Raw genomic sequence first — 5022 nt, 5'->3', positions numbered from 1 at the left:
TCGCGGCGGTTTTTTTACATCATGTATTTACGGCGAATATCCAACAGGGCAAAAATGCCAAAGATCAGAATTGACCACTTTTCCCAGCGCTTCAGTGGTACTTTATCGCCAAACGCGCCAATGAAAATCAACATCTGCAAACCATGCATGAAGAGCAAAAATGCGGTCATGATGTAGAGTGCGATGGCGGCATTACCCGGAAAAGGCATCACGATGTTGAACAGCAAAACCAGCCATACAAAACCAATCGCCGCTTTCGCTAACCAGAGTAGTGCTTTCATTGTTCTTCCCTTATAAACAGCCGATAACAGACTTGTCCGGCACTCTTTTCTCGATGTAGATGCCAATGAGGAGGCAACTCCGTCAGTGGCAGCTCTTTTTCGCACTCAATATAAATCATCGCTTGTGGCGCGAGCCAACCGTTTTGCTCGAGTAACTGAGTGGTTTCCTGTAACAAACCTTGTCGAAAAGGTGGGTCAATAAACACCACGTCATAAGGTTTACCCGATTGTCGCAGAAAGGCGAGTGCATCCGTGTGAATAAGCTCAATATTTTCTGCTTTCAGGCTCTGTACATTAGTTTTGAGTTGCTGAAAGGCGAGCGGGTTCAGCTCAAGCATGGTTACTTGGCTGGCTTGGCGTGATGCACACTCGAAGCCTAGCCCGCCAGAACCGGCAAAAAGATCGAGACAGCGAGCATTTGGCACTTCTTGAGCAAGCCAGTTAAACAGCGTTTCTTTCACTCGATCGGTCGTCGGGCGTAGTCCTTCGGCATCATGTACGGGCAATTTTCGGCCGCGCCACAGACCGCTGATGATCCGAACTTGCCCTGTAGGGGCCTTTTTTTGTGATGGGTTTGGCTGGCGACGTCTTTGCATAGATTTTTTGACCGCTAATTAAGTGTTACTATACCTCGCTTGTCAGCCATTTGGCGTGACAACCCGAGTTAACATAAAAAACTGGGCAAAGTGTACCAAGCGAAGCAAAAAGTTTTCACTGCTTTGTCATTTTTCTTTTCGGGGCCGCAATAATGGCCAAGAAAAGTCTGTATTAAAATAAAGCGATTCAGGATAGCTCCAGATGACGGAAAAAAAGAAGCGTGGCTTGTTGTCATGGCTTGGATTTGGTGACGAAGAGAAAAGCCAAACCACTGCAACGGATACTCAAACGCAGGATGAACCACAAAGCCAAGCCGATGTTGAAGCGGTGGCGATTCAAACGGAAACTGCGTTAACAGAAACAGAAACAGAAACAGCCACGGTTGAACCTGCACGTATTATTGAACAAGAGAAACCGACCGAAAGTTTCTTTGCGCGCTTAAAGCGCAGTTTGAGCCGCACCAAAGCGAATATTGGCGCTGGCTTCTTTGGCCTGTTTAAAGGCAAAAAGATTGATGATGACCTGTTCGAAGAGCTCGAAGAACAACTGCTGATTGCCGATGTCGGCATGGATACGGCCAGCAAAATTATCGCTAATTTGACCGCCAAAGCTTCTCGCCAACAACTGCGTGATGGGGAAGCGCTGTACGGTCTGCTGAAAGAAGAGATGGCCGAGATTCTCTCTCAGGTCGAGCAGCCATTGGTGATCGACACTGAGAAAAAACCTTACGTGATCTTGATGGTGGGCGTGAATGGGGTGGGTAAAACCACCACGATCGGTAAACTGGCTAAACAGTTCCAAGCGCAAGGCAAGAAAGTGATGTTGGCAGCGGGCGATACCTTCCGTGCTGCAGCGGTTGAGCAGTTGCAAGTGTGGGGAGAGCGCAATCAAGTGCCTGTAATCGCTCAGCATACTGGCGCCGACAGTGCCTCCGTCATTTATGATGCGATTGAAGCGGCGAAAGCGCGCGGGATTGACGTGGTGATTGCGGATACCGCAGGTCGTCTGCAAAACAAAAGTAACCTGATGGAAGAGCTGCGCAAGATTGTGCGCGTGATGAAGAAGATTGATGACAGCGCGCCACATGAAATCATGTTGACGCTGGATGCGGGTACCGGACAAAACGCGATCAGTCAGGCCAAATTGTTTAGTGATGTAGCGCCCATCACGGGCATTACCTTAACTAAGCTTGATGGCACCGCTAAAGGTGGCGTGATTTTCGCGATTGCCGATCAATTCCAGATCCCAATCCGTTATATCGGTGTCGGCGAGAAAATTGACGACTTACGTCCATTTGCAACACAAGAGTTTATCGACGCGCTATTTAGCCGCGAAGAATAAACCAATCTCAGTTGGCACAGTGTGCCAGCCTTGTCAGGGGGAGACGGCGTGATCAGGTTTCAGCAAGTCAGTAAAGCGTATCGAGGTGGACGACAAGCGCTACAGAAAGTGGATTTCCACTTGCGGCGTGGTGAGATGGCCTTTTTGGGCGGCCATTCTGGGGCAGGGAAAAGTACCCTGCTTAAGCTGATTTGTGCGATTGAGCGTCCAACCGATGGCAAAATCAGTTTCAATGGTCATGATATTACTCGGATCCCAAACAAGGATATTCCCTTTTTACGCCGCAATATTGGGATTGTGTTTCAAGACCATCGCCTTTTGATGGATCGCAGCATCTATGACAATGTCGCGTTACCGATGCGCATTGAATCGATCTCGGAAAATGAAATTAAACGTCGTGTTTCGGCGGCGCTCGATAAAACCGGATTGCTCGATAAAGCCCGCTGCTTACCAAGCCAGCTCTCTGGTGGGGAACAGCAGCGAGTCGGGATTGCTCGCGCGGTGGTGAATCGCCCAACGCTACTACTGGCTGATGAGCCGACAGGCAACCTTGATCCTGAGCTTTCCAGCCGAGTACTGCGTCTGTTTGAAGAGTTCAATCGCGCTGGGGTCACAATACTGCTGGCGACGCACGATATTCATTTGGTGAATTCGCGTCCGCAATATCGTCATCTAGAACTCAATCAGGGTTTTTTAAGTGAGGTAGCGGATTATGGCCGTTAAGCCGGGCAATCAAAAAATCAGCAAAACCACCAAAAGTACCAAAAGCAAACCGCGTGATGTGAAGCGAGCCAAAACCGACAGTTTTCTCGCCATTCATTTCAAACAGGCGAAAGCATCGTTTGCCGCCTTGTGGCGACGTCCACTGGGCAACATTTTGACTTTGGCGGTAATTTCTATGGCGTTGGCGCTACCCGCCAGTTTGTACTTGCTGAGTAAAAATATCGCCTCGGTGGCTGAGCGAGTGGCTGAGCCTTCTCAGCTCAGTGTTTATCTGCACATCGATACTCCAGAACCTCGGATCATCGTTTTGAAAGATGATTTGGAGCGGCGTGATGAAATTGCCAAAGTGAAATACATCTCACCGCAGCAAGGTTTGGATGATTTAAGCCAGTATGCAGGCTTTGAGCAAGCGATCAGCCTACTCGATAACGCCACCTTGCCCGCGGTATTAGTGGTGACGCCTAAAGTGGACAGTCGAGAGCAGATCCAAACGCTTGCCAAAGCCCTACAAGCAGAAGAGGGGGTGACTGATGTGCGCATGGATGAAGATTGGTTTGCCCGTTTAGATGCGATTCGCCATTTGGCGACTATCGTGGTGATCAGCTTATCCAGCTTGATGTTGATGTCGGTTTTTTTGATTGTGGGCAATACGCTACGTTTTAACGTACAAGCCAACAAAGAAGAGATTCAAACCATGAAACTCATCGGCGCGACCGATGCGTATATTCTGCGTCCTTATCTCTATTCAGGGATGTGGTTTGGTTTACTCGGCGCCGTGGCTGCTTGGCTATTAACGGCTTTGATGACGATTTTACTCAATGGGGCGGTGGAAGCGCTCGCTCAATTGTATGATAGCCGTTTCCGTTTGATTGGCCTTGGCTGGGATGAATCATTACTGCTTTTAATGCTCGGCGTCTTTTTAGGCTGCGTGGCGGCGAAAGTGTCGGCGAAACGCCATCTAAAAGAAATTGAACCTGTTTAAGTGATGGTGGTCATAAATGGGTGGCTGATTCAAGGTTGAGGCAGAGCTTGACTTGAGTTGCCCTTTTGTTTATGCATAATGACCAGTCAAACTTGAAACCTGTTCATTTTAGGTTCAAGCTTGTTGCGGTAAAACAGCGTATCCAGATCAGAGAATGATGAGGAATTGAATGACTAACCAAGCGTATCCAATGGCTCTTGTTTCCCAAGACAGCTTAGATAGCTACATCCGTTCAGTAAACGGTTACCCGATGCTGAGTGCTGATGAAGAGCGCGAGCTGGCAGAGCGATTACATTACAAAGGGGATATCGATGCTGCGAAAGGCTTGATCTTGTCGCACCTACGATTTGTTGTTCACGTTGCTCGTGGTTATTCCGGTTATGGCTTGCCAATGGCGGACTTAGTGCAAGAGGGCAATATCGGTCTGATGAAAGCGGTTAAACGCTTTAACCCTGAGATGGGGGTAAGACTGGTGTCGTTTGCGGTGCACTGGATTAAAGCCGAAATTCATGAATATGTGCTACGTAACTGGCGTATTGTGAAAATCGCCACCACCAAAGCACAGCGCAAACTGTTCTTTAATCTTCGTAAATCGAAAAAACGCCTTGGTTGGTTTAATAACGGCGAAGTCGAAACGGTAGCGCGCGAGCTGGGTGTTGAGCCTGCTGAAGTGCGTGAAATGGAATCTCGTCTGGCAGCCCAAGATGCTGCGTTTGAGATGTCCGCCGAGGATGACGAAAACGGCATGGCCTACACTGCGCCTGTGCTGTACCTCGAAGATAAGCACTCTGACTTAGCTGATAACCTAGAAGCCGAAAACTGGGAAGCGCATACCACACAGCGCCTCAGCATGGCGCTGGCGAGTCTTGATGAGCGTAGCCAACACATTGTGCGTGCTCGTTGGTTGGATGATGACAACAAAACCACACTGCAAGATTTGGCGGAAATGTATGGTGTTTCTGCGGAGCGTATTCGTCAGCTTGAGAAAAACGCCATGCGTAAGCTGAAAGAAGCGGTGGGCGAGTTCTGATTTCACATTGCGTAACCGCTTGATAAGAAAAGGTCTGGTCAATGCCAGACCTTTTTGTCTCTATCTAT

The 5022-nt window shown here is 48.7% G+C and carries 6 protein-coding genes; 4 read left to right on the top strand and 2 right to left on the bottom strand.

The genetic code is table 11. The features are described from left to right. Positions 1 to 14 precede the first annotated feature (14 nt). Complete coding sequence (locus GOU96_RS16785) at positions 15 to 281, bottom strand: DUF1145 domain-containing protein (RefSeq protein ID WP_000645840.1); 267 nt, start codon at positions 279 to 281, stop codon at positions 15 to 17. Further along, positions 278 to 877 (bottom strand): 16S rRNA (guanine(966)-N(2))-methyltransferase RsmD, encoded by a 600-nt coding sequence (rsmD, locus tag GOU96_RS16780; protein WP_042989755.1) that lies wholly within the window; start codon positions 875 to 877, stop codon positions 278 to 280. Before rsmD ends, GOU96_RS16785 begins: the two co-directional genes overlap by 4 nt. 202 nt (positions 878 to 1079) lie before the next feature. Between rsmD and ftsY the strand changes: the two genes are divergently transcribed. The 4 genes from ftsY to rpoH all read left to right on the top strand — a co-directional run bounded on the left by ftsY (position 1080) and on the right by rpoH (position 4954). Further along, complete coding sequence (ftsY, locus tag GOU96_RS16775; protein ID WP_267782853.1) at positions 1080 to 2219, top strand: signal recognition particle-docking protein FtsY; 1140 nt, start codon at positions 1080 to 1082, stop codon at positions 2217 to 2219. Between the two features lie 48 nt (positions 2220 to 2267). Further along, positions 2268 to 2942, top strand: coding sequence for a cell division ATP-binding protein FtsE (gene ftsE / locus GOU96_RS16770; protein ID WP_000617864.1), 675 nt, complete (start codon positions 2268 to 2270; stop codon positions 2940 to 2942). Continuing rightward, entirely contained in the window at positions 2932 to 3924 is a 993-nt protein-coding gene (ftsX, locus tag GOU96_RS16765; protein ID WP_000279340.1) for a permease-like cell division protein FtsX, read from the top strand. The genes ftsE and ftsX overlap by 11 nt, the downstream gene beginning before the upstream one ends. 169 nt (positions 3925 to 4093) lie before the next feature. After that, a complete protein-coding gene (rpoH, locus tag GOU96_RS16760) occupies positions 4094 to 4954 on the top strand; it encodes an RNA polymerase sigma factor RpoH (protein ID WP_000184359.1) in 861 nt (286 codons plus the stop codon). Positions 4955 to 5022: the final 68 nt, after the last annotated feature.

Origin of the sequence: Vibrio sp. R-1 (assembly GCF_035615595.1) — a bacterium.
Classification (GTDB): domain Bacteria; phylum Pseudomonadota; class Gammaproteobacteria; order Enterobacterales; family Vibrionaceae; genus Vibrio; species Vibrio cholerae.
Note: the sequence above shows the minus strand (reverse complement) of the source record. Positions and strands in the feature narration are given on the sequence as shown.

What these genes read in the sequence shown, in the direction of transcription:
- GOU96_RS16785 (WP_000645840.1), bottom strand. Translation starts at nt 281, where the DNA reads ATGAAAGCACTACTCTGGTTAGCGAAAGCGGCGATTGGTTTTGTATGG.
- rsmD (WP_042989755.1), bottom strand. Translation starts at nt 877, where the DNA reads ATGCAAAGACGTCGCCAGCCAAACCCATCACAAAAAAAGGCCCCTACA.
- ftsY (WP_267782853.1), top strand. Translation starts at nt 1,080, where the DNA reads ATGACGGAAAAAAAGAAGCGTGGCTTGTTGTCATGGCTTGGATTTGGT.
- ftsX (WP_000279340.1), top strand. Translation starts at nt 2,932, where the DNA reads ATGGCCGTTAAGCCGGGCAATCAAAAAATCAGCAAAACCACCAAAAGT.
- rpoH (WP_000184359.1), top strand. Translation starts at nt 4,094, where the DNA reads ATGACTAACCAAGCGTATCCAATGGCTCTTGTTTCCCAAGACAGCTTA.